This is a genomic window from Streptomyces sp. VNUA24 (assembly GCF_029167005.1).
Lineage (GTDB): Bacteria > Actinomycetota > Actinomycetes > Streptomycetales > Streptomycetaceae > Streptomyces > Streptomyces scabiei.
In genome coordinates, this window is the sequence record NZ_CP119143.1 from 5219812 (window position 1) to 5244618 (window position 24807).

Sequence of the window (24807 nt, forward strand, 5' to 3'; positions counted from 1 at the left end):
GCCTCACTGTGCACGCACCACTACAGGGCGTGAACTTGACTGCACGTCAGGGGGTCTCTTCGCCATGCCCGCACTCACCCCACGCCGCGACTCCTTCCGTATCCCCAAGCGCACCAGACACGTCCCCGAAGCCCGCGCCCACGTGCAGCGGTTGCTCAAGGACTGGGCCCTGGACGGTGAACTCGCCCACGACATCGCCACCGTGGCGACGGAACTGGTCACCAATGCCGTCCGGCACTGTCGGGTGACCCTCGCCGAGGTCGAGGTCGTCGTCTCGGTCCGGGGATGCGGCGTACTGGTGGAGGTGTCGGACCCGGACAAGGAGAAGGGTCCCGCCCTGCGGGCGGAGCCGGATCCCGAACAGGCCGGCGGGCGCGGCCTCGTGCTCGTCGCCGCCCTCGCCGAGCGGTGGGGGCACGAGACCCGGCCGTTCACCAAGTGCGTGTGGGCGTACTTCGTGCTCCCGGGAGGGCCACGGTGAACGCGGCCGCACTGAGCCCGTACCGGGGGCGCTGGCGGCGCTGGGCCGCGCGGGCGGAACGGTACCGGGCCACGTACGGCAGATGGTTGCCGTTCCCGCGCCGCGAGCCCTGCTGGGGGGAGCCGCCGCCGCAACCGGGCCACGTGGACGACGAGGCGGCCGAGCGAGACCTCGTGCGGGCGTACGTCACGGCGTACCTGGGTGAGAGGCGTACGGCATGAGCGACGAACCGGGGCGGCCGGGCGGCACCGCACCGCCGGACGAGGTCATGGCCACGTTCAGCGCATGGCTCGACCATGCCGTGGCCTGCAAGGACGCCTGCCGCAGGGACGGTGTCTCGTGCCTCCACTCGATGCGGCTGGCCAGACGGCACCGCGCGGCCCGGAAGGCTGCGAGCACAGCGCGGCGGAACCCCTCCGGCTGAGCCGGGGGAAGGGCTAGCAATACTTCGTTGACAACAAAGCGTTTGCATCCCACGATCGACGCATGACCTCACCCACGGATCCCTTCTCGCCCCCGAACGCCGACGAGGCCCGGGCCCAACGCGTCTACACGTCCCTGTTCCGTATCGCCGAGCGGCACGCGGCCACGGACGAGCAGCGCCGTCGCCAGGTCCACCCCCATGTGCTCAACCCGCACGAGGCGATCAGGCTGGTCTCGTACCTGCTCAGCGGTGCCGCCCTGTTGGACGACGGCGAGGCCGAGGTCGACCGCGCCGACATCACCGCCGCCCTGACCCTGATCCCCCTCGCGCGCGGCGAGATGGACGAACTGGAGCTCGGCCTCCTCGACATGGCCCGGGGCCGCGGCATGACCTGGCCGGAGATCGCCTTCGGCCTCGGCCTGGGAAGCCCCCAGGCGGCACGGCAGCGCCACGAACGCCTGGCGAGCCGCACGGAGACGGGCACCGAGAAGGCGGAGAGGACGGACGGTTAGCGGCTTCCGAGGCCGGCCCGCCCGCCCCCGTCCCCGATCCCGGCGGTCAGCCCCGGGGGAACAGCTCGTCGCGGCGGGTGCGCCAGCGTCGCATCACGGCCTCGACCTCGACCTCGACGAACTCGAAGAACGCGAGGGTCTCGGCCAGCCGGCGCCCCGCCGGGGTGTCGGCGCCCAGGCCGGCCACCCCCTCGCGCAGGGACTCCTCCCAGCGCTTGATGATGGCCTCGCGGTTGGTGAGGGCCTCGTACCACTGGTCGCTGTGGACGCGGTAGCGCTCGCGGCGCGAACCGGGCTCGCGCTCCCGTGACACCAGGTGCACCTGGGCGAGATAGCGGACGGCGCCGGAGACGGCCGCCGGGCTGATCCGCAGCTGTTCGCCCAGCTCGACGGAGGTCAGCGCGCCGGTGTCGGAGGCGAGGAGCGCGGCGAAGACCCGGGCCGGCATGCGCGGGACCCCGGCCTCGACGAGCTGGGCCGCGAAGTTCTCGACGAAACGGGAGACCGACTCGGCGTCACGCCCCCCGGTCTCCGCCCCGGCGTCGGTCTCCGCCCCGGCGTCGGTCTCCGCCCCGGCCCCGGTCTCCGGATCCGTCATCCCTGATCACTCCCTCGCCCGCCGTCGTCGTGAGGCCCGTCTGCCGGTCCGCATACCCCCTGGTCAGGCTCCATGGCCACCCTACCGGCAGTTCACACCCTTCCTTAACTTCACAAATTTCTGAATTAAGCGTACGTTCTGAACATGACGCAGGCCATCACCGTCTCCGGGCTCCACAAGTCCTTCGGACGCACCCACGCGCTGGACGGCCTCGACCTGACGGTCGCCTCCGGCGAGGTCCACGGCTTCCTCGGCCCCAACGGTGCCGGAAAGTCCACCGCGATCCGTGTCCTGCTCGGCCTGCTGCGCGCCGACTCGGGCGCCGCGCAGGTCCTGGGCCACGACCCGTGGACGGACGCGGTCGAGGTGCACCGCCGCATCGCGTACGTCCCCGGCGACGTGACCCTGTGGCGGAACCTCTCCGGCGGCGAGGTCATCGACCTCTACGGACGGCTCCGGGGCGGGCTGGACGCGGGGCGCCGCGCGGAGCTGGTCGAGCGGTTCGAACTGGACCCGACCAAGAAGGGCCGCACCTACTCCAAGGGCAACCGCCAGAAGGTCGCCCTTGTCGCCGCCTTCGCCTCCGACGTGGACCTCCTCATCCTGGACGAGCCGACCTCGGGTCTGGACCCGCTGATGGAGGAGGTCTTCCAGCGGTGCGTACGGGAGGAGCGCGACCGGGGCCGCACGGTCCTGCTGTCGTCCCACATCCTCAGCGAGGTCGAGGAGTTGTGTGACCGGGTGAGCATCATCCGCAAGGGCGTGACCGTCGAGAGCGGCTCCCTCGCCGAACTGCGCCACCTCACCCGTACCACCGTCACCGCCGAACTCGCCGGCCCGCCCGACGGCCTGAGCGGCCTCCCCGGCGTCCACGACCTCGACGTCCGGGGAAACCGCGTCCACCTCCAGGTCGACACCGACAAGCTCAACGCCGTACTCCGCTCCCTCACCGACTCCGGCGTACGGTCCCTGACGTCCACTCCCCCGACCCTGGAGGAGCTGTTCCTGCGGCATTACCAGGACGACGTCGTGCGAGACGCCCGGGACGCCCGGGACTCCCGGGAAGAGGCGGTCACCCGATGACCGTCGTCTCCGCCACCGGATCGGCCGGTCCGTTCGCCGTCCGGTCCGGCGGTGCCCGCCAACTGGCCGGCACGGGGACCCTGTTGCGGTTCGCCCTGCGCCGGGACCGCGTGATGGTTCCGGTCTGGGTCGCGGTGACCGGACTGATGGTCCTGTCCATGCCGAACAGCCTGCGCGGCCTGTACGGCACCGCCGCCGAACGCGCCGACCTCATGCGCCAGATGACCACCAACGCGTCCCTGCGCGCCTTGGTCGGACCCGTCTTCGACGACTCCCTCGGCGCCCTGACCGCCTGGCGCGTCGGCGTCTACGCCGGTCTGCTCGCCGCGATCATGAGCCTCCTCGTCGTCGTCCGCCACACGCGCGACGAGGAGGAGAGCGGTCGCCAGGAGCTGATCGCGTCGGGCACGGTCGGCCGCCGGGCGCCGCTGACGGCAGCCCTGCTCACGGCGGCCGTCGCGAACGGCGGCCTGGCGGCGCTCGTCACGCTCGGGCTGGCCGGGCAGGGGGCGGCGGGCGCGGCGGCCTTCGGGCTGGGCATCGCGGGCGTCGGGATGGTGTTCGCGACGATGGCGGCGGTCGTGGCACAGCTGACGGAGAGCGCCCGGCTGGCACGGGGGCTGACGGCGGGGGTGCTGGGTCTGGCGTTCGTGCTGCGGGCTGCGGGGGACGCTTCCGCGAACGAAGGTTCGTCTTTTTTGACGTGGGTGTCGCCACTGGGGTGGCTGGAAAACGAGCGTTCGTTCGCGGACGAGCGGTGGTGGGTGCTGTCCCTGTTCGTGGCCGCGACGCTGCTCCAGGGCGCGGTGGCGTACCAGCTGGCCGGGCGCCGCGACGTCGGCATGAGCTTCCTGCCGACCCGTCCCGGACCCGCGACCGGCCGGCTGGGCACGGCCGGTGCGCTCGCCTGGCGGTTGCAGCGCGGCAGCGTCCTCGGCTGGAGCATCGGCTTCTTCCTCGCCGGGCTCGTCTACGGCGGGCTGACCGAGGGCACGGCCGAGTTCGTCGGTGACAACGAACGTGCCCGCGAGATCTTCGAGCGGATGGGCGGCCGGTCCGGCCTGACCGACGCGTTCCTCGCCTCGATGATCGGCATGCTCGGTCTGATCGCCGCGCTGTACGTCGTCGCCACCGTGCTGCGCCTGCACGGCGAGGAGACCTCCGGCCGCGCCGAACCGCTCCTGGCCAACGCGGTGGGCCGCGTCCGCTGGGCCGCCGGACATCTGGCCGTCGCCTTCGGCGGAGCCGTGTGGATCATGCTCCTGGCCGGTCTCGGCTTCACCCTCGGCTACGGCAGGGAGGCCGGCCCCATCCTGGCCGGGTGCCTCGTCCAGGTCGCAGGGGTGTGGGTCATCGGCGGCAGCGCGGTCCTGCTGTACGGGCTCACCCCCCGCGCGGCGCCGGCGGCCTGGGGTCTCGCCGGTGCCGTCCTGCTCATCGGCTGGATCGGCCCCGCGCTCGACGCCCCCCGGGCCGTCCTCGACCTCTCCCCCTTCGGCCACCTGCCGAAGCTGCCGGGCGGGGAGATGGAGTGGACGCCGGTACTGGTCCTGACCGGGATCGCGGTGCTGCTGGTGGCGGGCGGCCTCGCCGGGCTGCGACAGCGGGACCTCAGCAGCGGCTGAGGGGTGCGTTGCGGAGCGGTTCGCCGGCTGGGGCGGCGTGACGGGGTCCGGTGGCCGGTGCGGTCTCGTGCCTCCCGGGCCGTGGCGCCTGCCCCGGCCGGGGAGAACCACGGCAGCGGAGCGCGCGTCCCTCCCGTCGTGGACCGACCGGCCGACCCGCCCCAGAGCAGCACGGGGTTTGCGAGCCGGACTGGGGCGGACGGGCGGGGAGTCGCGGAGTGGACCGGGAGAGCCTTTCGGGGTGTGGCGGGTGTGCGGTGTCGGCGGCGGGCACGGTGGCCGCGACGCTCGCCTGGAGCACCTCCGACCGCACCCGGCGCCACCTCCGGGGCGGCTTCGAGGGCGAGGGCATGGACTACACCGTCCTCGCCACCGAACTCCCCTTCGTCGCCCTGGCCGGAGCCGCCGTCCCGGCCGCCGTCTGCCTGCTGATCGCGACCCTGCTCGCCCGGCGGCGGCGCCCGGGGACCGGAGGAGCGGGGGCGGGGCCGAGGTCAGAGCCGGAGCCGAGGCCGGAGCCGGGGCCGAGGCCGGAGCCGGAGCCGAGGCCGGAGCCGGGGGCGGGGCCGAGGCCGGGGCCGGGGCCGAGGCCGGAGCCGGGGCCGAGGCCGGAGCCGGAGCCGGGGCCGGGGTCCGGCGGTTGAAGGGGCTCAGACCTCGACGGCCAGGCCGTCCAGGCCCCGGATCACGAAGTTCGGCTTCCGGGTCGGCTCGGTGGCGAGTGCCAGTGTCGGGGCCTTCGTCAGGAGGGCCGTCATCGAGGCGGCCAGTTCGATCCGGGCGAGGGGGGCGCCGATGCAGTAGTGGATGCCCGCGCTGAAGGAGATGTGCGGGTTCTCCGTGCGGGTGAGGTCCAGCTTCTCGGGGGCGGCGAACACGGACGGGTCGTGGTTGGCCGAGCCGAACAGCATCGCGATCTCCGCGCCGCGCGGAACCGTCGTCCCGTCGATCTCGATGTCGTCCAGCACCCACCGCTCGAACAGCTGCAGCGGGGTGTCGTACCGCATCAGCTCCTCCACCGCCCCGGGCACCAGCGAGTGATCCGCGCGCAGGGCCGCCAGCTGCTCAGGGTTGCGGAACAGCGCCCACCAGCCGTTCACGGTGGCGTTCACGGTCGCCTCGTGGCCCGCGTTCAGCAGCAGCACACAGGTGGAGATCATCTCCTGCTCGGTGAGACGGTCGCCCTCGTCGTGGGCGGCGATCAGGCCCGAGATCAGGTCCTCGCCCGGCTCCTGCCTGCGGTGCGCGATCAGCTCCCGCAGGAACTCCGAGAACTCCACCGACGCCCGCACCGCCCGCTTCGCCGTCTCCTCCGACGGGCTCAGCTCGTACATCCCGCAGATGTCCGCCGACCAGGGCCGCAACTGGGCCCGGTCGGACTTGGGGATGCCGAGCATCTCGGCGATCACCGCCACCGGCAGCGGCTCCGCGACATCCGTCAGCAGGTCTCCCCCGCCGGCCTCGACCAGCCCGGCCACCAGCTCACCGGCCAGCGACTCCACATACGGCTTCAGCCGCTCCACCGTGCGCGGTGTGAACGCCTTCGACACCAGCCGCCGGATCCGGGTGTGGTCCGGGGGCTCCAGGTCGAGCATGCCGTGGTCGTTGAGCGTGTGGAACGGCTCGTGCTCCGCCGGCGGCGCGACCCGGCCGAAGTCCTCATGCGTGAACCGGTGCTGGTACGTCCGCCCGAGCCTGCGATCCCGCAGCAGGGCCGAGACATCCGCGTGGTGCGGGACGAGCCACTGGTTCGTCGGCTCGAAGTACCGCACCCTGCCCCGGGCCCGCAGCTCCGCGTACGCCGGGTACGGGTCGGCCACGAAGTCGGGGTCCCACGGGTCGAAAGCGAGGTCGGAAGCAGCTGCCATGACCGGACGCTAACCCGCGAACCGGCCCCATGACCAGGGGGAACCGGCACGACACCGCCCGGCGGGCGCTCCCCGGCCCCGTCAGCCGGGGGTGACCAGCCGCGCCTCGTAGGCGAACACCGCCGCCTGGGTGCGGTCCCGCAGACCCAGCTTCACCAGGACCCGGCTCACATGTGTCTTGATCGTGGACTCGGCGACCACCAGGCGCTCGGCGATCTCCGAATTGGACAGACCCTGGGCTATGAGAACCAGGACCTCGGTCTCCCGGTCGGTGAGTTCGCCGTACGCCAGCTGGGTGGCCGCCGAGGGGCGGGGGGCCTGGACCAGTTTGGAGAACTCGGTGATCAGCCGCTTGGTGACGGACGGGGCGAGCAGCGCCTCTCCGGCGGCGACCACCCGCACCCCGTCGGCCAGTTGGCGGGCCGAGGCGTCCTTGAGGAGGAAGCCGGAGGCTCCCGCCCGCAATGCCTGGTAGACGTACTCGTCGAGGTCGAACGTGGTCAGGACCAGCACCTTCGCCCCGCCGTCCGACGCCACGATCTCCCGGGTGGCCTCGATGCCGTTCAGCTCGGGCATCCGGATGTCCATCAGGACCACGTCCGGCGACAGCTCCCGGACCTGTCGGACCGCCTCCCGGCCGTTCACCGCCTCGCCGACCACCTCGATGTCCGGCATCGCGTTGAGCAGCACGGAGAAGCCCTCGCGGACCATCATCTGGTCGTCGGCGATCAGCACGCGGATCGTCATGCGTCGGCCTCGCTCACACTGGACACGGGCAGGAACACCGTCACCTCGTAGCCCCCGTCGTCCGTCTCGCCCGTGGTCATCTCGCCGTTCAGCATCGCCACGCGCTCGCGCATGCCGGTGAGGCCGTGACCCGTGCCATGGGTGGACTTCACCAGGACCACCTCCTGGGACGGTCCGTTGACGATCCGCAGGCCGAGCCCGCCGAGGACGTAACCGATCTCCACCCGGGCCGAGGCGCCCGGCGCGTGCCGCAGGGTGTTGCTGAGCGCCTCCTGCACGATGCGGTACGCCGACAGCTCCACGCCCTGCGGCAGCTCACGGACCGCTCCGGTGACCGCCTTGTCGACCGTGAGCCCTGCCTCCCTGACATTGGCCAGCAGGCCGTCGAGGTCGGCGAGGGTGGGCTGCGGGGCGTCCGGGGCCTCGTAGTCCTCGGCGCGGACCACACCGAGGACACGGCGCAGCTCGGTGAGGGCGGCCACCGCGTTCTCCCGGATGGTGGCGAAGGCCTGCTCCAGCTCCGGCGGCGGGTTCTCCACCCGGTAGGGCGCGGCCTCGGCCTGGATGGCGACCACCGACATGTGGTGGGCCACCACGTCGTGCAGCTCCCGGGCGATGGTGGTGCGCTCCTCCAGGAGGGTGCGCCGGGAGCGCTCGTGCTCGGTCACCGTCTGCTGGGCGGTCACCTCGCGCTGGGCGGTGCGACGTATGGTCAGGGCGGAGGCTGCCAGCAGGGTCAAGGCGGAGACGAAGAGCAGCGGGACCGTGTTGTTCGTCGCGTAGTGACCGCCGCCGAGGGTGCCTTCCATGAACGCCCCGTACGCGGCGGTCAGGATCCACATCCAGGCGGCTGTGCGCGGCCGGGTGCGCAGGGCCACGACCGTCATCACCACGAGGTGGGTCGCGAAACTGCCGGCCGTCCACGGCCAGTCGTCCCACAGACCGGCACCCACCGCGGTCATGGGGGCCGTGATCATGGACGCCCAGAAGGCCGCCACGGGCCTGATCATGGTGGCCAGGACCGTGCACAGGGCGAACCCGGTGGCCAGGAGGGTGGAGAGTCCGCTGCCGTCTCCGGCGGAGGCGGCGATGGTCATCGAGAGCAGGGCGGCCGCCACCACGGCCGCGTGCGGGGCCCAGGCCACGTACACACGGAGGCGGCCGGAGAGCCGGCCGGTGAACGGGCCGTCCATCTTCATCGGGGGCATCGGCCGATAGGCGAACCCGTCGTGGAACAGGTCCTGGCGCAGCCTGTGCCACGCGTCCATGGCCAGCCGGAACTCCGGGCTGCTCGGCTTGGCCCCGCCTCGCAAGGGCATCGTCTGGGTCTGGGTCGTCTCCGTCACATCGAAAACGGTAGGCGGAGAGAGGGTCGGGCGTCGTCACCAGTGAGGAGGGTCCGTCCAGGTCCGTCTCAGGTACTACGGGTACCGCCCGGCCGGCGTCTCGGGTCCCCCGGTGGTGGCGTCCGCTCAGTAGCCCTTGGGACGGACCAGGCCCGATTCGTAGGCGAAGACCGCTGCCTGGGTGCGGTCGCGCAGCCCCAGTTTGACCAGGATGCGGCCCACATGGGTCTTCACCGTCTGCTCGGCGACGACGAGGCTCTGGGCGATCTCGGCGTTGGACAGGCCCTGCGCGATCAGGGAGAGCACCTCGGTCTCCCGCTCGGTCAGGTCGCCGACCCGTTCCTTGAGCGGAGCGCGGGGAGCGGAGCCGAGGCGGGAGAACTCGGCGATGAGGCGGCGGGTGACACCGGGCGCGAGCAGGGCGTCGCCCGCCGCTACGACCCGTACCGCCTCGGCGAGCTGGTCGGCGGAGGCGTCCTTGAGGAGGAAGCCGGACGCACCGGCGCGCAGCGCCTCGTACACGTACTCGTCGAGGTCGAAGGTGGTGAGGACGAGGACTCTGATGTGCGGACGCTCGGTGGTGATGCGCCGGGTCGCCTCGATGCCGCCCAGCTCGGGCATGCGGATGTCCATCAGGACGACGTCCGGGGCCAGTTCGGCGACCTTGTCGATCGCGTCGAGGCCGTGCACCGCCTGGCCGACCACATCGATGTCGGGCTGGATGTCGAGCAGCACCGAGAAGCCCTGCCGGACCATCTGCTGGTCGTCCGCGATCAGTACACGGATGGTGCTGCTCGTCATGGACTCGTTTCTCCTGTCGTGTCCGGTGCGAGCCGGGGCTCGCCGCCGGGGTCGCCGTCGCGGGGGAGGAAGGCCACGACGGCGAAGCCGCCGTGGGAGGTCTCGGTCGCCATGAGGGTGCCGCCGAGCATCGCGGCGCGCTCGCGCATGCCGAGCAGCCCGTGGCCGGCGCCGGGGGACGGGGGTGCCTCGCGGGAGGGACGGGAGTTGATGACCCGTACCTGCAGTCCGCGCGGGAAATGGGTGAGTTCCACGCGGACCGTCGAACCCGGCGCGTGCCGCAGGGCGTTGCTGAGCGCCTCCTGCACGATGCGGTACGCCGACAGTTCCACGCCGGGCGGCAGGGGGCGCACCTCCCCGTGGATCTCGGTGACGACCGCGAGACCGGCCGCGCGGGTGTTGTCGACGAGCGTGTCGAGGCGGTCCAGGGTGGGCTGCGGGGCGTGCGGGGCGGTGCCTTCGGTGACGCCCGCCGTCACCCGGGGACCGTCGGAGCCGCCGTCCGGTGGGTCCTCGGAGCGCAGCACCCCGAGGACGCGGCGGAGTTCGGTGAGGGCCTCCAGCGCGTTCTGCCGGATGCCGTGGAGGTTCTCCTTCAGTTCCTCGGACGGGTTCTCCGTCAGGTGCGGAGCGACCTGGGCCTGGATGGAGATCACCGACATGTGGTGGGCGACCACGTCGTGCAGTTCGCGCGCGATACGGCTGCGCTCCTCCAGGACGGTGCGGCGGGCGCGCTCCTCGGCGGTGATGCTCGTCTGTGCGACGAGCTGGGTGCGGGCCTCGCGGCGGCCGCGCATGGCGCTGCCGAGGAGGACAGCGCCGACGAAGAAGACGAGGGCCAGCGGGGTCGTCGGCGCGTACGGATGGGAACCGGCGAGGCCCTGCAGGGCGAAGGTGCCCAGCGCGGTCAGCACCAACGCCTCGATCACCACGCGGTTGGGCAGGCGCAGGGCGAGGAGGAAGAGGATGACCGTGTGCGCGATCAGCCCCATGGGGCTCCATGGCCAGGGCACGTCGTTGTCGGTCATGCCATGGGGAAGAGGGGTGCTGAGGCCGTCGGTGACATCGCTGACGTCGACGCGCTGCAAGCGGGGATCGGGGTCGGTCCGCTGGGTGAACAACTGGCCTCGGACGCCGAGTGCCACCACGGTGGTGACCGCCATGGAGGCCCACCACGCCGGTACGGGCCACCAGAGCGCGAGCACCACCGCTGCCGCCTGTGTCAGCGAGCACAACAACGTGTACTGCGCGCCCAGTCGGTAGCTCTCACCCGATTCGTCGATGCTGCCGAGCATGGTGAGGAGCGCGACGAGGACGACCAGGCCGTGCGGGAGTCGGCGCAGCCGGGCGGAGGGCGGCAGCGGGTGAGGCTGGGCGCTCCACAGGTCCTCGCGCAGCAGCCGTAGCCCTCTGGTCAACCGCTCCGCCACCGCGCTCATTCGCATCAGCCTAGGCATGGCGCACCGATGAGGTCGGCCTGTTCGACGGTTGGGCATCGATTCGGGGCCGTGCCCGTCGTGACGTCCTCGGTCGTGACATCCCCGGCCGTGACGTCCTCGGTCGTGACATCTTCTTCGGGCGGCGGTTCTCGTAGCCGTGAAACGCGGACCAGCAGAGCAGGAGGGCGAGGGCGAAGGCCGGGAGCCAGGCGAGGCGGGCCGCCACCCAGGTCATGCTGTCGGGGAGGGTGTGCAGGCCGGGCAGACGGCCTGCCGCCAGGCCTGTGGCGGTCGTCGCCATCATCGCCGTCTGGTGCCAGAGGAACAGGGTCATCGCCGAGAGGTTGACGGCTGCCACCGCCGCCCAGGTCATCGGTCGCCGTCGCAGGGTGCGGCGGAGGGGGCCGCGCAGCAGGAGAGCCAGACCGCACTGGGCCAGGCCGAAGGTGACGGCGGCCAGGGTGGGTGGGTTCAGGTTGGAGATCCCCGCGCCCGGGACGCCGACCATCGACGCCGGGTAGCCGGCCCAGATGATCAGGGCCGCCGTCGCCGCCGTGCCGGACACCAGCAGGGTCCGGCCTGCGCGGGGGCGCTCCAGTTCTCCTCGGGTCCAGGCCGAGCCCAGGGTGTACGGGACCAGCCAGCCCGCGGCCAGGTTGATCCAGCCGAGGGCCTGGGGGCCGCCGAGGCCGAAGCGTACGAGGTCCACGTGGAGGACGACGGCCAGGGGCCAGAGCGGGTTGAGGTGGGTCAGTAGCGGTGTCGCTGCCGTCAGGGCGGCGAAGACCAGGAGGAACCACAGCGGGGACACGGCCAGTTTCGCGAGGGTGTGGACCGTGTCGATGCGGGTGCCTGTGGCCAGGAGGGTGATCGAGATCGCCGTCCAGAGGGTCAGGAGGGCGGCGACCGGGAGGAACAGGCGGGTCAGGCGGGTGCGGAGCCATTGGGTGTACGTGGTGCCGTGGGCACGGGCCGAGGTGTAGCTCTTCGTGGCTACGTGGCCGCCGACCAGGAAGAAGACGGCGAGGGTCTGGAAGAGCCAGGAGATGGGGGCCAGTCGGGGCATGTGCGAGAGGGGGCTGGTGGTGTGGAGGGTGTTGCCGTCCGCGACGAGGGCGGAGACCAGCCAGTGGCCCAGGATGATGCCGAGTATGGCGAGGGCCCGGAGGGCGTCCACTGCGCGGTCCCGGTGAGGTGGAGTGGTGGAGTCGATGTGGTGGGCGGCTCGGCAGGCGGCGGCCAGGAGAGATCGGGGGCGGCTGGTGTGGGTGGGTCGTGCGGGTGCGGTGCGGTGCAACAGGCCTTCGGCCGGATGGGGGTTCTCATCCACAGCGCCCGCGTGGGAATCGTCGTCGGCTGCAACTCCCGCCCCCGCAACGGGGGTAGCCGCGGGCGTGCTCATGAGGTTACGCACGGGGTTCCTCCGGGAGGGCGCCTTGGGTGATGTGGGCGAGGTTTTTCAGGGAGGTGGAGTTGGGGGTGAAGTAGTCGCTGTGACCGGCGGGGCCTGCGGTGAAGACGTGGGCGCCGAAGGAGGAGGCCGTGGGGTCGGGGCCGAAGCCGAGGGTGGTGCCGAAGAAGTCGGATCGGGTGTGGGGGACCATGCCGATCCAGTCGTCCGTGCCCCGGGCCGCCCAGACGCGTGCCGAGGTGTGCAGGGCGGCCACGCTGTCCACGCCGGTGCCGGGACTTCCGATCAGTGCCATGTCGTCGATGTCGTCGAGATCGGTGACGGCGCGGGCGCAGACGACCGAGCCGTAGGAGTGGCAGAGGAGGGCGACGCCGGTGGAGTCGCCCACCAGACCTCGCAGTTCGCGGATGAACGCGCGGAGGCGGGGCGCCGCCTGTTCTGCTCGGGTGGGAGTGAGGACCGTCGTGCTGATGGTTCCGGGCGTTGCGTAGCCGAGCCAGGCGATGACCGCTGTGTCCGGGCCCGTGCGGTCGTGCAGGGCCTGTGCGGCTCTGTGGAAGCGGCCGTACGTGTCCAGGCCCGTGTCCGAGCCCGGGACCAGGACCGCTATGTGGTCGGCCTTCAGCAGGTCGCCCAGGACTTCCACGGCCCGGCCGGTGCCTCGGCCGTCGAACGTCAGGAGTTGCCGGTCGGGTGCCGCCATCCACCGATCGGTCGAGGCTCGGCTTCGATCGCCGTGGGCGTCGGCCATGCGGGCCGCCTCCGCGGCGTTCTCGCGGTTGGCCTCGTACGTCGCCCGGAGGGTCGTCGGGGTCGGCGGGGCGATGGACGCCGGGGGCGGGGCCGGGATCCGCGGCCGGGCCGCAGCGGAGACCGGGGCGATCACGGCCGTCGCCACCAGGAGGGCCGACAACGCTCGGCGCAGCCTGGCCGGCCTGGAGGCGGGGCGCCGGAGATCGCCGTCCCGGGGGTCGGCCGGGGTGGGGGACGGTTGGGGTGACTGTGCCGTAGGGCGTGCTTCCGTGGGTGGTCGGAGGTCTGTCCCCGGCCATGTCGCGACCCCCATGCCGGCCGCCCCTTCCCGTTCGGGCCGCCCGTCCATCAGGCCGCTCTGGGAAGGAAGTTACGGATTCGGGGGCGCCGTCGGCGTCACGCCGGGGAGCTCACCTGGGATGTAGCTCTCAGGTACTACGGGTATCAGCGGGGAGGCGCGAGGACGGGGGCGGCGGCCATGTCAGAGCACCGTTCACCAGGCCAGTTGGGCGATCTCCTCCACCACCACCGCGCACGCGTCCGCCGCCGGGTCGATGAGCGGGAAGTGGCCCACGTCCTCCAGCAGCGTCAGGCCCACGACCTCGCCCGCCCGGGCCGCGGCGTCGGCGTACGCCTCGGCGACGGCCTGCGGGACGACGATGTCGGAGCGGCCCTGCACGAGGGTGGTGGCGATGCCGGTCGGGAGGAGGAGCGCGGGGTCGGCGTAGGGGCGACGCTCCGCGAACTTGCCCTGGCCTCCCAGGAGTTGACCGGCCGCGCCGCCGCAGACGTCCAGCTTCTCGGCCACGGCGAAGTCGGCGATGGGGGCCAGGGCGACGACACCGCGGAAGGGGGCGGGGCGGGAGGCGCGCCAGGGCGTGTCGGACGGGAGCACGTGGCGGGCGGCCGCCCACAGGGCGAGGTGGCCGCCGGCGGAGTGGCCGGTGACGACCGTACGGCGGGGGTCCGCCTGCGGCAGGGCCGCGCGGACGAGGTCCGGCAGGGCGTCGAAGGCGGCGGCGATGTCGTCGAACGTCTCCGGCCAGCGGCCCGCGGTGGGGGCCGGGGTGCCGTTGAGGCCGCTCTGGGCGGGGATCGAACTGCCGCGCCGGTACTCGATGTTGGCCACCGCGAAGCCGTGGCGGGCGAGGAAGTCCGCGAAGGGGGTGATGTGGTGCCGGTCGTACGGGGCTCGCCAGGCGCCGCCGTGCAGGACCGCGACCACGGGGGCCCCGGCGTCCGCGCCCGCGGCGGAGGTGCGGGGGGCGTAGAAGTCGATCACCTGGTCGGGGTGGTCTCCGTAGGCGGCCGTGGCGTCCGGGGCGACCGGCGGGTGCGAGAAGGCGGATGCCTCTTCGGCGGCATCGCGGGCTGCGGCGTCGTCGTCCGGCATGCGCCAACCTCTCGGGTGAAACGGATTTGGAAGGGTTTGGGCGGGCGCGTTCCTGGGAAAGGGGCGCCTGCCGTTGGCGGGGACGGTATCAGGCCCGTGACGTGCGTCGACACCGGGATGTGACGCCGGGTCAGGAGCCCCGGTACGGGCCGGCCGAGGACCGTGGGCCGAGGGGTTTCGCCCACCGCCGCCGCCGAGCCCCCCTTCCCGCCGCCCCGGCAGCGGATCCCCCGCCGCCGGAACGACCGAACCACCCTCGGACCCGGGCCCGGACCCCACCTCGGACCCGGACATGGGCCCGGACCCCACCTCGGACCCGGACCCGAACAGCAGGACCGTCCCGCTACCCCGCCTCCTCCAGCGTCTCCGCCAGCACGCGCGCCGCCCGTTCCACGTCCGCGAAGGTGACGTAGAGCGGGGTGAAGCCGAAGCGGAGGACGTCGGGGTGGCGGAAGTCGCCGACGACACCCCGGTGGATGAGGCGTTTCATGACGTCACCGGCGTCGTCGCAGCGCAGGGCGACCTGGCTGCCGCGCTCCGCGTGGGCGACCGGGGTGAGCGACTCGACCCGGCCCTCGGGGACGTACGCCGCCACACAGCGCAGGAAGAAGTCCGTCAGGGCGAGGGACTTGGCGCGGACCGCGGCGATCGTCGCGCCGGCCCCGGCGGCACCTCCGTCGCCGCCCTCGTACCAGACGTCGAGCGCCGCCTCCAGGGCCAGCATCGACAGGATGTCGGGCGTGCCGACCCGGCCCCGGGGTGCCCCCGCCGCGGCCTCGTAGGCCGGGCGCATGGCGAAGGGGGCGGCATGCGAGGTCCAGCCGGGGAGGGGCGAGTCGAAGCGGGGCTGCAGGTCACGGCGGACGTACAGGTAGGCCGGGGAGCCGGGGCCGCCGTTCAGGTACTTGTAGGTGCAGCCGATCGCGAGGTCGACCCCGTGCTCGTCCAGGTCCACGGGCAGGGCGCCCGCGCTGTGGCAGAGGTCCCAGACGGCGTAGGCGCCGGCCTCGTGGACCGCCGCCGTCAGGGCGGGGAGGTCGTGGAGGCGGCCGGTGCGGTAGTCGACGTGGTTGAGCAGGACGGCGGCCGTACGGTCGCTCAGGGCGGCCGGGACCTCCGCCGGGGTCACCGGGCGCAGGGTACGGCCGGTCATCCGGGCCGCCGACTCGGCTATGTAGCCGTCCGTCGGGAACGTCGTCGCGTCGACCAGGATCTCGTCGCGACGGCCGGAGGCCGAAGCGGAGGCGGAGGCGGAGTCCTCCTCCGCCATCCGTACCGCCGCCACGACCGCCTTGAAGACGTTGACGCTCGTGGAGTCGCCGACCACGATCTGGCCCGGCGCCGCGCCGACCAGCGGGGCTATGCGGTCACCGATCCGCTCGGGAGCGGTCCACCAGCCGCTCTCGTCCCAGGAGCGGATGCGCATCTCGCCCCACTCGCGGTGGACGACGTCCGTGAGCCGTCCGGGGACCGAGGCCGGCAGCGCGCCGAGCGAGTTGCCGTCGAGGTACACGGCGTCGTCGAGGACGAAGCGGGAACGCAGGCCGGACAGCACGTCGGCCGCGTCCGACTCCTTCGCCAGCGAGGCCAGTTCAGTACGGGAAGCGGTGATGTCAGACATGGGAGCGCGCCGTCCACAGCTCGGGGAAGACGTTCTTCCGGGCACGCTTCTCCAGCCAGGCCACACCGGCGGAGCCGCCCGTGCCGGCCTTGGAGCCCATCGCGCGGCGGGTGGCGACGAGGTGGTCGTTGCGCCAGCGCCAGACGAGTTCGGCGACATCGGTCAACGCCTCGCCGAGGCGGGCGAGTTCGTGGTCCGGGTCGCCGGAGTACAGCGCGGTCCACACCTCCTCGACCTCGGGGGAGGGCTCGTAGCGCTGGGAGACGTCACGGCGTACGACGGACTCGGGGATCGCGTGGCCGCGGCGCGCCAGCAGCCGCAGGACCTCGTCGTAGAGGCTCGGCTCGTGCAGCGCCTTCTCCAGCTCGGCGTGCACGCGGGGGGCACCCCGGTGCGGGACGAGCATGGAGGCGGACTTCTCGCCGAGCAGGAACTCCATCCGGCGGTACATCGCCGACTGGAACCCGGAGCCCTCGCCGAGGGCGGCCCGGTAGGAGTTGAACTGGGCCGGGGTGAGCTGGCCGAGGGGCTTCCAGGAGGCGGTCAGGGCCTCCAGCTCGCGGACGGAACGCTTCAGCGCGTCCTTCGCCCTGGCCACGTCGTCGTCCCGGATCGCGGCGGCCGCGGTCTCCCACTCGTGGACGATGACGGTGAACCACAGCTCCATGACCTGGGTGGTGACCAGGAAGACCATCTCGCCGGGGTCGTCGGAGAGGGGGTGCTGGAGGTGGGTGAGGACGTCCGCCTGGACGTAGTCCTCGTACGGGGTCGTGCCCTGGAAGTCGAGATGCGGGGTCTCGGGCTCCGAAGCCTCGTGGGGCTGAGCCGTGAGGGACATCGCTGTCTCCTGATGTGTGCTCCGGGTAGCGGTCCGCCCCTGCCGAATTCCGACACGGGGGCCCCGGTCCCCACACGAATGTTCGGGGATACCTCCCGGTACCGCAAGGTCCGCCTGGTCACACCAGGCGGACCTGTCCGAACAATCCCTCGATCAGCGCGGTGCGTCAGCGCCGCGCGTCAGCGCCGCGCGTCAGCCCAGCGTCTGCGCCGCCGTCGGGGAGGAGTCCTTCAGGAACTGAGAGCAGCGCTCGTACTCCTCCTGCTCGCCGATGTCACCCGCGGCGCGGGCCAGGGCGTGCAGGGCGCGCAGGAAGCCGCGGTTCGGCTCGTGCTCCCAGGGGACGGGCCCGTGGCCCTTCCAGCCGCTGCGGCGCAGGGCGTCCAGGCCCCGGTGGTAGCCCGTACGGGCGTAGGCGTACGACTCCACGACGCTGCCCCGCTCGTACGCCTCGTCGGCGAGCTGGGCCCAGGCGAGGGAGGAGGTGGGGTACTTGGCGGCGACCTCGGCCGGGGGTGTGCCGCCCGCGAGGAGTTCGCGGGGTTCCGGGGAGTCGGGGAGGTGGGTCGGGGGCGGGCCGCCGAGAAGGTTTTCGTGAATCGTCATGGGTTCCAGTCTGGCGCATGGGCGGGGACACGGCGGTAGGTGGGCGGGTAGGGCGAGGGGCGCAGCCCTCGCCTTCCCAGGGGCGCGGGGAACCCCGCGAGAAGCCCCCACCGGGCCCGCACCCGACTACGCACCCGACTACGCACCCCGCGGCTGTTCCCCCTCCAGCGGCGGAGCCGTCACGCAGCCGTGGGTGCGGCATTCGGGGTGGTGGCAGTCGGGGGCGGGGCGGCGGACCGTGGCGAAGGAGAGGGCCGAGGCGGCCAGGAGGGCCAGGGCGCAGGCGAGCATGGCCTTGTCGAACGCGCTGTCGAACTGGGTGGGTGAGCGGTAGGCCTCCGGACCCATCCCGGCGATCAGCGGCAGCGCCGCCACGGCCAGCAGGCCCGCGGCCCGGGCGGCGGCGTTGTTGATGCCGCTGGCGACACCGGCGTGGTCGGTGGAGACCGAGGCGAGGACGGTGGCGGTCAGCGGGGCCACGAGGGTGACCATGCCGAGGCCCATGACCAGCAGGGCGGGGAGCACGTCGGTGGCGTACCCGGCGTCGGGGCCCACACGCAGCATCAGCAGCACACCCGCCGTGCACAGCAGGGGGCCGACGGTGAGCGGGATGCGGGGGCCGATCCGCTCGCCGAGGGCACCCGCGCGGGCGGAGAGCAGCAGCATCAGGACGGTGATGGGGAGCAGGGCGGTGCCGGCGCCCAGGGCGGAGTACCCGGAGACCACCTGGAGCTGCAGGGCGGCGAGGAAGAAGAAGCCGCCGAAGGCCGCGTACACGAACAGGGTGACGATGTTGACCGCCGTGAACTGGCGGGACGCGAACATCTCCGGCGGCATCATGGGGTCGGGGCGGCGGCGTTCGACGCGGACGAAGGCCACGGCCGTCGCCACGCCGGCGAGCGCGGTGACCGAGACCGCGAGCGTGCCCGCCCGGGCCTCGATCAGCGCGTAGGTGAGGAACGCGAGGGAGGCGGCGCCGAGCACCGCCCCCAGGATGTCGAAGCCCCGCTCGTGGCTGCGGCTGTCCGACGACTCCGGTACGTGGCGTACGGCAACGGGGACGCAGAGGAGGGCCAGGGGGACGTTCAGGAGGAAGACCCAGCGCCAGCCGGGGCCGTCGACCAGCCAGCCGCCCAGGAACGGGCCGACGGCCGCGCCGATGCCGCCGAAACCGGACCACAGGCCGACCGCCTTCGCCCGGTCGTCATGGTGGAACGACGCCTGGATGAGCGCGAGCGACCCGGGGGTGAGCAGGGCGCCGCCGACGCCCTGGAGCGCCCGGGCGGCGATCAGCACCCCGCCGTTCGGGGCGATGCCGCACAGCAGCGAGGCCGCGGCGAACCACACCACGCCCACGACGAACACCTTGCGCCGGCCGAAACGGTCGCCGAGCGCGCCGCCGAGAAGGATCAGCCCGGCGAGGGTCAGCATGTACGCGTTGACGGTCCACTGCAGAGCCGCGAGGTCGGCGTCCAGGTCGAGGCCGATGCGCGGGAGCGCCACGTTGACGACCGTCGAGTCCAGCATGGCCATGCTGGAGCCGAGCACCGTGGTCAGCAGGATCCACTTGCCCTGGGGGGAGGCAAGGCGTACATCGGCCATGGTCCGCATCATGCCGCGCCCGGGGCGTCCGGGCCAGGTGCGGGAGCGGTCCGGGAGCGGCACCTGAGCGACACGGGAGCGGCACGGGACCAGAGTCGGCGCCGGAGAGGTAGGCAGGGGCCGAGGGCCGAGGCCCGCGGCCGATCGCGGGCACGGCACGGACACGCCCCTGCCCGCAGTCGCGTGCGCGACTGCGGGCAGGGGCGGTGGTACGCGGCCGGGGCCCGGGTCGGCCCGGTCCCGGTCGGGCTACTTGATCTTCGTGCCGGCGGAGCGCAGGTTGCCGCACGCCTCGACGACGCGGGCCGCCATCGACGCCTCCGCGAGCTTGCCCCAGGTGCGGGGGTCGTACGTCTTCTTGTTGCCGACCTCGCCGTCGACCTTCAGGACGCCGTCGTAGTTCTGGAACATGTGGGCGGCGACCGGACGCGTGAAGGCGTACTGGGTGTCGGTGTCGATGTTCATCTTGACGACGCCGTTCTCCAGGGCGGTGCGGATCTCCTCCTCCGTGGAGCCCGAGCCGCCGTGGAAGACGAAGTCGAACGGGGACTCCTTGCCGAAGCGGGAGGCCACGCCCTCGTTCAGCTCCTTGAGGAGGTCGGGGCGCAGGACGACGTTGCCCGGCTTGTAGACGCCGTGGACGTTGCCGAAGGACGCGGCCAGCAGGTAGCGGCCCTTCTCGCCCAGGCCCAGCGCCTCGGCCGTACGGATCGCGTCGTCGACCGTCGTGTAGAGAGAGTCGTTGATCTCGTGCGAGACGCCGTCCTCCTCGCCGCCGGTCGGGGTGATCTCGACCTCAAGGATGATCTTCGCGGCGGCGGCGCGGGCGAGCAGCTCCTGCGCGATGGAGAGGTTGTCGGCGAGGGTCTCGGCCGAGCCGTCCCACATGTGCGACTGGAACAGCGGGTTGCCGCCGGCCTTGACCCGCTCCTCCGACACCGCGAGCAGCGGACGTACGTAGCCGTCCAGCTTGTCCTTCGGGCAGTGGTCCGTGTGCAGCGCGACCGTGACGGGGTACTTCTCGGCCACGATGTGCGCGAACTCGGCCAGGGCGACGGAGCCCGTCACCATGTCCTTGCTGTACTGGCCGCCCAGGAACTCGGCGCCGCCGGTCGAGATCTGGACGATGCCGTCGCTCTCCGCCTCCGCGAAGCCCCGCAGCGCGGCGTGCAGCGTCTGGGTCGAGGTCACGTTGATGGCCGGGTAGGCGAACTTGGCTGCCTTCGCCCGGTCGAGCATCTCGTTGTAGACCTCGGGGGTTGCGATGGGCATGGTCCGCTCCTTGTATGTGCGGGTGGCGTTGTGCTTACGGTCCCTGACCTAGGGTTGCGACATCATCGTCGGCCCCATCCTTCCAGACGGGACCCGATGCTCCGGTCAGCGCGTCCAGAACTCTTCGGTAACCCCTGACCTCGGGGTTCCCGCCGTCGTCTGGGGCCGTCCGGCGGCCGGTCAGTCCAAGCCCAGCTCGTCCTTCGAGAACGCGAAGAGGTACGGGACCCCGGCGCCCTTCTCGATCTTCTCGGCGGCGCCGGTGGCCCGGTCGACGATGGTGGCGACGGCGACGACCTCGGCCCCTGCCTCGCGCACGGCCTCGACGGCGGCCAGCGGGGAGCCGCCGGTGGTGGAGGTGTCCTCGACGACCAGGACGCGACGGCCGCTGATCTCCGGACCCTCCACGCGCCGCTGCAGCCCGTGCGCCTTGGCCGCCTTGCGGACGACGAACGCGTCCAGCCGGCGGCCCCGCGCGGCGGCCGCGTGCAGCATCGCGCCGGCGACGGGGTCGGCGCCCATCGTGAGCCCGCCGACCGCGTCGAAGTCCAGGTCGGCGGTGAGGTCGAGCAGTACCTGACCGACGAGCGGGGCGGCCTCGCCGTCGAGGGTGACGCGGCGCAGGTCGACGTAGTAGTCCGCCTCCAGACCCGACGACAGGGTCACCCTGCCGTGCACCACGGCCTTGTCCTTGATCTGCTGCAGCAAAGATCCACGTACGTCCACGTCAGTCATGGCAGTCAGCTTAGAGGGGGCCTGTCCGCCCGCCGTACGCCCCCGCGCGCCCGCGGTCGGCTCACAGGCGCCGCCAGGTCCAGGTCGTCGTGGCTTCGAGGGGGTCGATGGGGGTGACCAGCCGGGGGTGGGTGTTGAGGCCGTTGGGCGGCCCGGTCTGGGGTTCGACGCACACGGCTTCCGCCTGCTCGTCGTAGACCACCACCCACTCCTCGCGGGAGGTGACCTTCAGTTCCAGCCGCCGCGGCCAGGTGAGGGTCACGTCCACGCCGCCGGGCATGCCGAAGCAGTCGTCCCAGGGGCCGGGCCGGGGGTCGACACGGTTGCCGGTGGGCAGGTGGTCCGCGCCGCGCTCCTCCTGCCAGGCGGCCGTGAAGTCGACCGTGACGTCCTCGCCGTCGCCGTCCAGGCTCCGGTTGAACCAGGGGTGCCAGCCGATCTGGGCCGGGAAGGAGGAGTCGTACGCCTCCACGGACATGGTGAGGGTGAGGGCGTCCGGCGTGAGGGTCACCACCTGGGTGACACGGCCGGGGTAGGGCCAGGGCTCGACGAGGTCGTAGGTGAGGACGGCCTCGGTGCCGCTGTGACTCGCGACGCGCCAGGCATCCTCGCGGGTCGTGCCGTGGATGGCGTGCGGCGGGGCGTTGAGGGGCATCTGCCGCACGGTGCCGCCGTCGCGGAACCGTCCCTCGCGGATGCGTCCGCACCACGGCACCATCGGGAAGCTCCCGAACCGCTCGCCCTGCCGCAGCAGTTCGGCGCCACCGACCCGCAGGCCCGCCACCCGGCCACCGTTCGCCGGTGCGAGCACCACCTCCGCGTCACCCGCGGCCAACGTGATCTCTTCGCTACTCACCCCTCGACCCTACTGGCCGACCCCGCCGTGGAGTTGGCCGCCCGGGGCCGGTGTCGTCAGCGGCGCCTGCGCAGGGCGCGGGTCACGACGATGGCGGAGGCCACGGCGAGGGCCGCCGCGGGCGCGGCCCAGCGCAGGGTGGCGCTCGCGGAGACGGGCTCGGGGGCCGGGACCGGGGCGTAGCGGCCGCGGGGCGGCGCGTGATCCACCTCCTCCGCGCTCCGGCCGATCATCGTCCGGCGGGCGTGCGCGGCCTCCGCCGGCGGCTCGCCCCCGGCGACGAAGTCCTCCTCGTCGAAGGGGTCCAGGGCGGAGGGCGGGACGTCGGTCTCGAAGACGGAGGCGGGGGGTTCGTCGGCGCTTGCGGGGGTGTCCGCGGGTTCCGGGGCTGCTTCGGCCGTGGTGTCGGCGCCGGCGTCGCCGTCAGCCGGGGGCTTCGGTTCGGTCTCGGCCGTCGTCGCCAGGTTCTCCGCGAACCTCCCCAGCAGCCGGGTCGCCGCCGAGGACACCGCGTCGGCCGGGAGTTCGGTGATACGGCCGTCGGCGGTGGCCGTGCCCACGCAGGTCAGGGTGGTGCCCTCGGGAGCCGGGGCGAGGCGGAGGGTGAGGGTGAGCCGCACGGTGCCGGTGCCCCGGACCTCGGCGGCGTCGCCCTCCACGACGTAGGAGCCGTCGTCCCGGGCGGTGACGCTGAGGGTGCCGCGATAGGTGATGGTGTGGCCGGCGACGCGTACCTTCATCCGGCCGGCGACGGGTGGGGTGCCCGCGTCCTGCTGGAGCCCGGGGACCGCCCGGGCCACCCGCTCGGGGTCGGACAGCGCCTCCCGGAGGCGGCCGACGGGAACCGGAACGAACACCTCATGCTCCATGGAATCCGAGCCTACCCACGTGGCACGGCACCGCACCCGTACATCCGCGTTCTTGCTCGTCCCGGCTCAACCGGTGTACCTCGGGTGCACCAGCGTCGACGCCGACAGGCCCGGCATCCGGTCGGCGGCGTCGAGCCGGACGGCCCCGCTGCCGAGGTCCGGTGACGGGGGCCGGGGCGCGCCGGGCCGGGTCGCCAGGACGAAACCCCAGTCGTGGGGGGCACGGGAGGTGTGGGCCGTGCGGTCGGGGCCGGTGACGAAGCCCGGGGCGCCGGCGGTGACCCGGTAGGGCGTGGTGCGCAGGCCGGCGGCGCGCACGGTCGCGTCGACCGTCCAGAAGACCCGCCGCCGGGACGAGACCGGGCCCGCGTGCACCACCATGCGGCCGTCGGGGGCCAGCACCTCACGGGCCAGGCCGTAGAACTCCCGGGAGTAGAGCTTCGTGCTCGCGGTGATGCCGGGATCAGGGAGGTCCGAGATCACGACGTCGTACGGCCGGGCCGGGCGGGCGCCGCGCAGCCAGGCGAAGGAGTCCTCCGTGACGACACGGACGCGGCCGTCGGCGTAGGCGTGGCCGTTCAGGGCGGAGAGCGCGGGGTCCGTGCGGGCCAGACGCACCACGCCCGGGTCGAGTTCGACGATGTCCACCCGGCGCACGTCCCGGTGGCGGAGCACCTCGCGGGCGGCGAGGCCGTCGCCGCCGCCGAGGACGAGGACGCGGGCCCGGGGTCCGGCCTCCATGGCCGGGCGGACCAGCGCCCGGTGGTAGCGCTGCTCGTCGCGGCCGCTGATGCGCAGGCGACCGTCGAGGAAGAGGGCGAGCGGACGACCGTCCCTGCCGCCGGTGAGGACGACCTCCTGGACCTCGGTCTGCAGCGCGACCCGGACGTCCTTGCCGTACACGGCGCGCCGGGCCGCGCGCTCGAAGTCGTCGACGTGGGCGGCGGCGGTGGCCAGGAGGCCGAGGACGGCGAGATTGGCGGCCAGCAGCAGGCGTCGGTCCCGGCGGCTCAGGTCGTGGCGGAACAGTCCGAGCACGAGGGCGCCGCCGACCAGGGCGTTCACCGTGCCGGTGAGCAGGGCGCCGGTCAGCTGGCCGAGCCAGGGCAGCAGGAGGAAGGGAAAGGCGAGACCGCCGACCAGCGCGCCCACGTAGTCGGCCGCGAAGAGGTCGGCGACCGTGCCGACGGCGTCCTGGCGGCGGATGCGCTGGATCAGCTCCATCAGCAGCGGGACCTCGGCGCCGATGAGCAGGCCGATGGCCAGGGAGAACGCGACGAGGAGGTAGCGGGAGCCACTCGCCCACATGCCGCCCCAGTCGCCGGTCCAGGCGAACGCCGCGTAGAGCACGAGGGCACTGCAGCCGCCGACCAGGGCGAGGGCGGCCTCGATGGCGCCGAAGCCGAGGGCGGCGCGGGGGCAGAGGCGTTTGGCGGCGAGGGAGCCGATGCCCATGGCGAAGACCATGACGGACAGGACCACGGAGGCCTGGGTGACCGAGTCCCCGATCAAGTACGAGGCGAGGGCGACGAGTTCCAGTTCGTACACCAGTCCGCAGGCGGCGCAGACGAAGACGCCGGCGAGGACGAGGAAGCGGCCGACTCCCGGGCGGACCGGTAACCACGCCTGGGCGCCCGGGCCTCCGTCGCCGCGCCAGGGGGGAGGGGCGCCAGGGGGTGCGGGGGCGTGCGGCTCGATCACTCCTGGCACGCTACCGTCACGGTCGCGCTCCGCCGGGTCACCCACACGGGTGGTCTGCGACGCTTGGCCGGGCGCCTATTAGCTCTGGGGTTCGGGTAGTTGGGCGGCTGCGGGTGCGTGGGGCTTCTCGCGCAGTTCCCCGCGCCCCTGAAAAGCAGGGGCTGAGCTGCCAGGGGCTCGGGGAGCTGCGCGACCAGCCCCCAGCGGAGCCGCACCCGAACCGCAT

Annotated in this window: 25 protein-coding genes; 7 read left to right on the forward strand and 18 right to left on the reverse strand. The window is 72.9% G+C overall.

All coding sequences use genetic code 11. The features are described from left to right. The first annotated feature begins 64 nt into the window (after positions 1 to 64). The 4 genes from PYR72_RS22185 (at position 65) to PYR72_RS22200 (ending at position 1417) form a co-directional block, all read left to right on the forward strand. Positions 65 to 481 carry an ATP-binding protein gene (locus PYR72_RS22185; RefSeq protein ID WP_275456924.1) on the forward strand — a complete coding sequence of 139 codons (417 nt, stop codon included), beginning with the start codon at positions 65 to 67 and terminating at the stop codon, positions 479 to 481. Further along, a complete protein-coding gene (locus tag PYR72_RS22190; protein WP_275456925.1) occupies positions 478 to 702 on the forward strand; it encodes a hypothetical protein in 225 nt (74 codons plus the stop codon). The genes PYR72_RS22185 and PYR72_RS22190 overlap by 4 nt, the downstream gene beginning before the upstream one ends. After that, the gene (locus PYR72_RS22195) at positions 699 to 905 is read left to right on the forward strand and encodes a hypothetical protein (protein ID WP_275456926.1); all 207 of its coding nucleotides are present in this window, start codon (positions 699 to 701) and stop codon (positions 903 to 905) included. The genes PYR72_RS22190 and PYR72_RS22195 overlap by 4 nt, the downstream gene beginning before the upstream one ends. Before the next feature lie 62 nt (positions 906 to 967). Further along, positions 968 to 1417: a DNA-binding protein gene (locus PYR72_RS22200; protein ID WP_275456927.1), complete on the forward strand. Its 450-nt coding sequence runs from the start codon at positions 968 to 970 to the stop codon at positions 1415 to 1417. A gap of 46 nt (positions 1418 to 1463) precedes the next feature. Here PYR72_RS22200 and PYR72_RS22205 read toward each other — a convergent pair whose 3' ends face one another. Then, complete coding sequence (locus PYR72_RS22205; protein ID WP_275456928.1) at positions 1464 to 2015, reverse strand: MarR family transcriptional regulator; 552 nt, start codon at positions 2013 to 2015, stop codon at positions 1464 to 1466. 144 nt (positions 2016 to 2159) lie between these two features. On the opposite strand from PYR72_RS22205, the gene PYR72_RS22210 reads away from it, so the two are divergent. The 3 genes from PYR72_RS22210 to PYR72_RS22220 all read left to right on the forward strand — a co-directional run bounded on the left by PYR72_RS22210 (position 2160) and on the right by PYR72_RS22220 (position 5367). Next, the gene (locus PYR72_RS22210; protein WP_275456929.1) at positions 2160 to 3098 is read left to right on the forward strand and encodes an ABC transporter ATP-binding protein; all 939 of its coding nucleotides are present in this window, start codon (positions 2160 to 2162) and stop codon (positions 3096 to 3098) included. Then, the gene (locus PYR72_RS22215) at positions 3095 to 4723 is read left to right on the forward strand and encodes an ABC transporter permease (protein ID WP_275456930.1); all 1629 of its coding nucleotides are present in this window, start codon (positions 3095 to 3097) and stop codon (positions 4721 to 4723) included. Before PYR72_RS22210 ends, PYR72_RS22215 begins: the two co-directional genes overlap by 4 nt. 275 nt (positions 4724 to 4998) lie before the next feature. Continuing rightward, positions 4999 to 5367 (forward strand): hypothetical protein, encoded by a 369-nt coding sequence (locus tag PYR72_RS22220; RefSeq protein ID WP_275456931.1) that lies wholly within the window; start codon positions 4999 to 5001, stop codon positions 5365 to 5367. Between the two features lie 6 nt (positions 5368 to 5373). Here the strand turns inward: PYR72_RS22220 and PYR72_RS22225 are convergent, their stop codons facing one another. The 17 genes from PYR72_RS22225 to PYR72_RS22305 form a co-directional block, all read right to left on the reverse strand. Then, on the reverse strand, positions 5374 to 6591 hold the full coding sequence (locus tag PYR72_RS22225) for a cytochrome P450 (protein WP_275456932.1): 1218 nt from the start codon (positions 6589 to 6591) through the stop codon (positions 5374 to 5376). 81 nt (positions 6592 to 6672) lie between these two features. Beyond that, positions 6673 to 7338, reverse strand: a complete 666-nt coding sequence (locus PYR72_RS22230) for a response regulator transcription factor (protein WP_059084140.1) — start codon at positions 7336 to 7338, stop codon at positions 6673 to 6675. Next, positions 7335 to 8684 carry a histidine kinase gene (locus tag PYR72_RS22235; RefSeq protein WP_275456933.1) on the reverse strand — a complete coding sequence of 450 codons (1350 nt, stop codon included), beginning with the start codon at positions 8682 to 8684 and terminating at the stop codon, positions 7335 to 7337. Before PYR72_RS22235 ends, PYR72_RS22230 begins: the two co-directional genes overlap by 4 nt. A 126-nt stretch (positions 8685 to 8810) precedes the next feature. After that, on the reverse strand, positions 8811 to 9485 hold the full coding sequence (locus tag PYR72_RS22240; RefSeq protein WP_275456934.1) for a response regulator transcription factor: 675 nt from the start codon (positions 9483 to 9485) through the stop codon (positions 8811 to 8813). Continuing rightward, positions 9482 to 10924 (reverse strand): sensor histidine kinase, encoded by a 1443-nt coding sequence (locus PYR72_RS22245; RefSeq protein ID WP_275456935.1) that lies wholly within the window; start codon positions 10922 to 10924, stop codon positions 9482 to 9484. The genes PYR72_RS22240 and PYR72_RS22245 overlap by 4 nt, the downstream gene beginning before the upstream one ends. Before the next feature lie 10 nt (positions 10925 to 10934). Next, a complete protein-coding gene (locus PYR72_RS22250) occupies positions 10935 to 12167 on the reverse strand; it encodes an acyltransferase (protein ID WP_275460488.1) in 1233 nt (410 codons plus the stop codon). Positions 12168 to 12330: 163 nt separating this feature from the next. Beyond that, complete coding sequence (locus PYR72_RS22255) at positions 12331 to 13260, reverse strand: alpha/beta hydrolase (RefSeq protein WP_275460489.1); 930 nt, start codon at positions 13258 to 13260, stop codon at positions 12331 to 12333. Between the two features lie 321 nt (positions 13261 to 13581). After that, a complete protein-coding gene (locus PYR72_RS22260) occupies positions 13582 to 14481 on the reverse strand; it encodes an alpha/beta hydrolase (RefSeq protein ID WP_275456936.1) in 900 nt (299 codons plus the stop codon). 343 nt (positions 14482 to 14824) lie between these two features. Further along, positions 14825 to 16102, reverse strand: a complete 1278-nt coding sequence (gene kynU, locus PYR72_RS22265) for a kynureninase (RefSeq protein ID WP_275456937.1) — start codon at positions 16100 to 16102, stop codon at positions 14825 to 14827. After that, positions 16095 to 16940 carry a tryptophan 2,3-dioxygenase family protein gene (locus PYR72_RS22270; RefSeq protein WP_275456938.1) on the reverse strand — a complete coding sequence of 282 codons (846 nt, stop codon included), beginning with the start codon at positions 16938 to 16940 and terminating at the stop codon, positions 16095 to 16097. Before PYR72_RS22270 ends, kynU begins: the two co-directional genes overlap by 8 nt. A 192-nt stretch (positions 16941 to 17132) precedes the next feature. Then, positions 17133 to 17546, reverse strand: coding sequence for a DUF3151 domain-containing protein (locus PYR72_RS22275; RefSeq protein ID WP_275456939.1), 414 nt, complete (start codon positions 17544 to 17546; stop codon positions 17133 to 17135). A 138-nt stretch (positions 17547 to 17684) separates the two neighbouring features. Then, positions 17685 to 19148: an MFS transporter gene (locus PYR72_RS22280; protein ID WP_275456940.1), complete on the reverse strand. Its 1464-nt coding sequence runs from the start codon at positions 19146 to 19148 to the stop codon at positions 17685 to 17687. 249 nt (positions 19149 to 19397) lie between these two features. Then, positions 19398 to 20420, reverse strand: coding sequence for a class II fructose-bisphosphate aldolase (gene fbaA / locus PYR72_RS22285; RefSeq protein WP_275456941.1), 1023 nt, complete (start codon positions 20418 to 20420; stop codon positions 19398 to 19400). A gap of 180 nt (positions 20421 to 20600) precedes the next feature. Continuing rightward, on the reverse strand, positions 20601 to 21155 hold the full coding sequence (gene pyrE / locus PYR72_RS22290; RefSeq protein ID WP_013001905.1) for an orotate phosphoribosyltransferase: 555 nt from the start codon (positions 21153 to 21155) through the stop codon (positions 20601 to 20603). 61 nt (positions 21156 to 21216) lie between these two features. Beyond that, entirely contained in the window at positions 21217 to 22011 is a 795-nt protein-coding gene (locus PYR72_RS22295) for an aldose 1-epimerase (RefSeq protein WP_275456942.1), read from the reverse strand. 56 nt (positions 22012 to 22067) lie between these two features. Further along, the gene (locus PYR72_RS22300; protein WP_275456943.1) at positions 22068 to 22880 is read right to left on the reverse strand and encodes an SRPBCC family protein; all 813 of its coding nucleotides are present in this window, start codon (positions 22878 to 22880) and stop codon (positions 22068 to 22070) included. Between the two features lie 66 nt (positions 22881 to 22946). After that, positions 22947 to 24581 (reverse strand): polyamine aminopropyltransferase, encoded by a 1635-nt coding sequence (locus PYR72_RS22305; RefSeq protein WP_275456944.1) that lies wholly within the window; start codon positions 24579 to 24581, stop codon positions 22947 to 22949. Between the last annotated feature and the right edge of the window lie 226 nt (positions 24582 to 24807).

Excerpts from the sequence above, each read along its gene's own strand:
- pyrE (WP_013001905.1), bottom strand. The coding sequence starts at position 21,155 with ATGACTGACGTGGACGTACGTGGATCTTTGCTGCAGCAGATCAAGGAC.
- kynU (WP_275456937.1), bottom strand. The coding sequence starts at position 16,102 with ATGTCTGACATCACCGCTTCCCGTACTGAACTGGCCTCGCTGGCGAAG.
- PYR72_RS22275 (WP_275456939.1), bottom strand. The coding sequence starts at position 17,546 with ATGACGATTCACGAAAACCTTCTCGGCGGCCCGCCCCCGACCCACCTC.
- PYR72_RS22225 (WP_275456932.1), bottom strand. The coding sequence starts at position 6,591 with ATGGCAGCTGCTTCCGACCTCGCTTTCGACCCGTGGGACCCCGACTTC.
- PYR72_RS22195 (WP_275456926.1), top strand. The coding sequence starts at position 699 with ATGAGCGACGAACCGGGGCGGCCGGGCGGCACCGCACCGCCGGACGAG.
- PYR72_RS22245 (WP_275456935.1), bottom strand. The coding sequence starts at position 10,924 with ATGAGCGCGGTGGCGGAGCGGTTGACCAGAGGGCTACGGCTGCTGCGC.
- PYR72_RS22230 (WP_059084140.1), bottom strand. The coding sequence starts at position 7,338 with ATGACGATCCGCGTGCTGATCGCCGACGACCAGATGATGGTCCGCGAG.
- PYR72_RS22300 (WP_275456943.1), bottom strand. The coding sequence starts at position 22,880 with ATGGAGCATGAGGTGTTCGTTCCGGTTCCCGTCGGCCGCCTCCGGGAG.
- PYR72_RS22215 (WP_275456930.1), top strand. The coding sequence starts at position 3,095 with ATGACCGTCGTCTCCGCCACCGGATCGGCCGGTCCGTTCGCCGTCCGG.
- fbaA (WP_275456941.1), bottom strand. The coding sequence starts at position 20,420 with ATGCCCATCGCAACCCCCGAGGTCTACAACGAGATGCTCGACCGGGCG.
- PYR72_RS22240 (WP_275456934.1), bottom strand. The coding sequence starts at position 9,485 with ATGACGAGCAGCACCATCCGTGTACTGATCGCGGACGACCAGCAGATG.
- PYR72_RS22280 (WP_275456940.1), bottom strand. The coding sequence starts at position 19,148 with ATGGCCGATGTACGCCTTGCCTCCCCCCAGGGCAAGTGGATCCTGCTG.
- PYR72_RS22185 (WP_275456924.1), top strand. The coding sequence starts at position 65 with ATGCCCGCACTCACCCCACGCCGCGACTCCTTCCGTATCCCCAAGCGC.
- PYR72_RS22260 (WP_275456936.1), bottom strand. The coding sequence starts at position 14,481 with ATGCCGGACGACGACGCCGCAGCCCGCGATGCCGCCGAAGAGGCATCC.
- PYR72_RS22200 (WP_275456927.1), top strand. The coding sequence starts at position 968 with ATGACCTCACCCACGGATCCCTTCTCGCCCCCGAACGCCGACGAGGCC.
- PYR72_RS22210 (WP_275456929.1), top strand. The coding sequence starts at position 2,160 with ATGACGCAGGCCATCACCGTCTCCGGGCTCCACAAGTCCTTCGGACGC.
- PYR72_RS22270 (WP_275456938.1), bottom strand. The coding sequence starts at position 16,940 with ATGTCCCTCACGGCTCAGCCCCACGAGGCTTCGGAGCCCGAGACCCCG.
- PYR72_RS22205 (WP_275456928.1), bottom strand. The coding sequence starts at position 2,015 with ATGACGGATCCGGAGACCGGGGCCGGGGCGGAGACCGACGCCGGGGCG.